Source organism: Streptomyces sp. NPDC127197 (genome assembly GCF_042672405.1).
GTDB lineage: Bacteria > Actinomycetota > Actinomycetes > Streptomycetales > Streptomycetaceae > Streptomyces > Streptomyces flavusporus.
Window position 1 is genome coordinate 1 of the sequence record NZ_JBHXVG010000116.1, and the last position, 3,166, is coordinate 3,166.

Sequence of the window (3,166 nt, forward strand, 5' to 3'; positions counted from 1 at the left end):
CCGGTCGACCGTACGCGCAGCCATACCCTCAGTGTTCCGCCAACTCCCGCTAACCGAGCACTAATTGAAATACAGGTCCCCGGCCGCACCGAGAACTGCCAGATCGGTGTGTTCCTCGCCTATGCCACCGACCGCGGACGCACGCTGATCGACCGCCGCCTGTCTCTGCCCACGTCATGGACGGACGACCGGGAGCAGTGCAGGCGGGCCGACATCGACGACAGCATCGCCTTCGAGACGAAGGTGGCCATAGCCAAAGCGATGGTTCGACGAGCGATCAGAGACAAGATTCCGTTCGGATGGGTGACGGCGGATGCCGACTACGGCTTCAGCAAGGGCTGGCGGTCCGAGCTGGAGCGTGCGGACGTCTTCCATGTCATGGTCACCACCCGGCACGACACCGTCGTCACCCGCTGGGCCCTCGACCACCCGGTCCACGACCTGTTTCCTGGCCTGCCGCGGCAGAAGTGGAAACGCCGTTCCTGCGGTGAAGGAGCCCACGGCCAGCGGATCTACGACTGGGCCCGCGTCGAGGTGCGGCCCTGGCACCGGCAAGACCGTCGGCACTGGGTAATCGCCCGCCGCAGCGTCAGCCGGCCCGAGGAGATCTCCTCCTACATCGCCTACTGCCCCGCCACCACCACTCTGGACGAGCTGAGATGAACCACACCGACTGGAAGAAGTACCACAACGCGTCGGGAGCCGTGGAGAAGGACGGCACCATCACGGTCAGCGGCACCGGCGGCATCGGGCCGCTCGGCGAGGAGGGCGGGCGTACCGTCGAGACGACCCTGCCCGGCCTGGTGTTCGGTCCGGTCATCGTGCTCGCCGTCACGGCCCGCTACGGCGCCCGCACGGGTCGCGAGGCGGCCTCCGGGTGATCGTCGCCCGGGCGGCCGTCGTCGGGGCGGCCACCTTCGTCACCGGTCTGGTCGCCGTCGGCGTCGTCCTCCCGGTGGGCATCGCAATCCTGAAGGGCAACGGCATCTCGGTGCAGCCGGTGCCGGTGCTGACCGGCGCTCGGGTGATCGGCGGCGTCGCGGCGGTGCTCGCGCTCTGCGCCGTCCTCGCCTACGGGCTCGGCGTGTGGCTGCGCCGCGGCTGGGCGGCGATCCTCATCGGGCTGTCGCTGGTCACCCTGCCCTCCGCCGTCACGGCGGTCCCGCTGCTGCCCGACGCGGTCGCCGAGTGGCTGCTGCGGCTCACCCCGGCCGCCGGCTTCGCCGTCCAGCAGACGATGGTGGAGTATCCGCAGGTGACCGCGCATTATGCGCCGTCGGCCGGGTACTTCCCGCTCCCCTGGTGGGCCGGGCTCGCCCTGCTCTGCGCGTACGCGGTGATCGTGGTGCGGATGGCCCTCGGCCGCAAGCCGACTGCGGATACTGACTGGCGATAGTGGACGGTGCGGGGGCAGAGGCCCCCGCACCGCCTCAGACCACGCGGAGGAGGATGACGCCGTCGTCAGGCCGCGAGCGACTCGGCCACACTCTTCAGGCTCGCCAGGATCGAGGCATCCTCGCCGTCTCCGTCTTCATCGCCAGCTGCCGCCGGAACCGGTCGGGGATCATCCTGAATGATCGTCACACAGGTCCCGCCTGAATCCTCAGCGAGCGAGTAGATCATTGTGAAGCGATTCTCCGGCTTGTCTTCCAAGCCAGGCCGCGGCGCGAACAGTTGAGTATCGCAGTTCACGAGACGCGTCCACGAGAAGCGCTTCGCCCCACAGCTGACTGCCACCGGAGAAGGGTGCGCCTCTCCTGCGGGGACTTCCGTGCTCAGGCGATGAGGTCGTATCCGTCCTGGTAGCGGGCCCGGTGGACACGATAGTGCTCACGCTCGGCATGAAACGCCCAGTGAGGCTGGTGTACAAGGTGCGGGCTGCTGACCTGCGGTGTCTTATGAGAGGACACCGGTAGGACATCGGCCGTGAGGTCAGGACGCGGTGCGTGAGATCCCACAGATGCACCGGCAGGGCAAGGATGGGAGTGGGTGGTCATGGCACGCGCGAGCTGGACGGGTGTGATCACGTTCGGGCTGGTCAGCGTTCCTGTCGGCCTGTTCACCGCGACTGAGGATCACACGGTCCGCTTCCACCAGCTGCAGCGCGGCACCGCGGACCGGATCCGTAACCGCCGGGTCAACGAGCGCACCGGCAAGGAAGTCGATGCCGAGGACATCGTCATGGGATTCGAGGTGAGCGAGGGCGAATACGTGGTCGTGGAGCCCGATGAGCTGGACCAGATCGCGCCGGGCCGCTCCCGGACCATGGAGATCAGCGACTTCGTCGACCTGGAGCAGATCGAGCCGGTCTACTTCGACCGCATCTACTACGTGGCCCCGCGCGGCAAGGAGTACACCAGGGTCTACGAGCTGCTGCGGACGGCGCTGGCAGAGACGAACAAGGTCGGCATCGCCACCCTCGTGATGCACGGCAAGCAGTACCTGACCGCGCTGCGCGCGGAGGACAAGGTTCTGGTACTCCAGACCCTCCACTGGGCGGATGAGGTCCACGACCCGGCCAAGGAGCTGCCAGAACTGCCTTCGGGCCGCGCCGGGAGGGGCATGGAGCTGGACATAGCGCTCCAGCTGATCGACTCCCTCAGCTCGCCGTGGGACCCGGCCCGTTACCACGACACCTACCAGGAGAAGGTGCGGGAGCTGGTGCAGGCCAAGGCCGAAGGCCAGGAGATCGCAGCGGCGGAGGAGCCGCCGGCGGCCCACCAGCGTCATCGTCCTGATGAACGTTCTGCAGGGCAGCATCGACCAGGCCCGCGGTGGCCGTGGCGGCTGCCGGGCCGCGGCAGAAGAAGCCGGCCCCGGCCCGCAAGGCGGCACGCAAGCCCGCCGTGAAGACGGCGAAGAAGACCGCCTCCAGGAAGGCGCCGCCGAAGACGGCCCGCGCGTCGGCCGCATCCCCCGGCCAGCGCCGTGGAGGCAAGAGCGAGCTGCGGCAGCTGAGCAAGGCGGAGCTGTACCAGCGGGCCACCGAGCAGAACATCGCCGGCCGTTCCAAGATGAGCCGGGAGCAGCTCATCGACGCACTCGTCCGCGCCGGGCGCCGCAGGAAGAAGAGCGCTTCCTAATGCCGTTGTCAAGCAGCTGCAGTCGCTGGAGGTGCGACTTGATAGCACCGTCGGTCACGGATCAGGGCCCACAGAACGTTGAC

General features: G+C 68.1%; 5 protein-coding genes and 1 pseudogene. 5 read left to right on the top strand and 1 reads right to left on the bottom strand.

Features of this window, described 5'->3' with window-relative positions:
- Positions 1–81: 81 nt before the first annotated feature.
- The 3 genes and pseudogenes from ACFVJQ_RS45680 to ACFVJQ_RS45690 form a co-directional block, all read left to right on the top strand.
- Positions 82–657 (top strand): annotated as a pseudogene (locus tag ACFVJQ_RS45680) (transposase); the annotation flags it as partial.
- A 2-nt stretch (positions 658–659) separates the two neighbouring features.
- Positions 660–881 (top strand): hypothetical protein, encoded by a 222-nt coding sequence (locus ACFVJQ_RS45685; RefSeq protein ID WP_385791883.1) that lies wholly within the window; start codon positions 660–662, stop codon positions 879–881.
- Positions 878–1,396, top strand: coding sequence for a hypothetical protein (locus tag ACFVJQ_RS45690; protein WP_385791885.1), 519 nt, complete (start codon positions 878–880; stop codon positions 1,394–1,396). Before ACFVJQ_RS45685 ends, ACFVJQ_RS45690 begins: the two co-directional genes overlap by 4 nt.
- A 65-nt stretch (positions 1,397–1,461) precedes the next feature.
- Here the strand turns inward: ACFVJQ_RS45690 and ACFVJQ_RS45695 are convergent, their stop codons facing one another.
- Positions 1,462–1,737, bottom strand: a complete 276-nt coding sequence (locus ACFVJQ_RS45695) for a hypothetical protein (RefSeq protein WP_385791887.1) — start codon at positions 1,735–1,737, stop codon at positions 1,462–1,464.
- Positions 1,738–1,995: 258 nt separating this feature from the next.
- On the opposite strand from ACFVJQ_RS45695, the gene ACFVJQ_RS45700 reads away from it, so the two are divergent.
- Both ACFVJQ_RS45700 and ACFVJQ_RS45705 read left to right on the top strand, forming a co-directional pair.
- Positions 1,996–2,850, top strand: a complete 855-nt coding sequence (locus ACFVJQ_RS45700) for a Ku protein (RefSeq protein ID WP_385791889.1) — start codon at positions 1,996–1,998, stop codon at positions 2,848–2,850.
- The gene (locus tag ACFVJQ_RS45705; protein WP_385791891.1) at positions 2,847–3,083 is read left to right on the top strand and encodes a hypothetical protein; all 237 of its coding nucleotides are present in this window, start codon (positions 2,847–2,849) and stop codon (positions 3,081–3,083) included. Before ACFVJQ_RS45700 ends, ACFVJQ_RS45705 begins: the two co-directional genes overlap by 4 nt.
- Positions 3,084–3,166 lie beyond the last annotated feature (83 nt).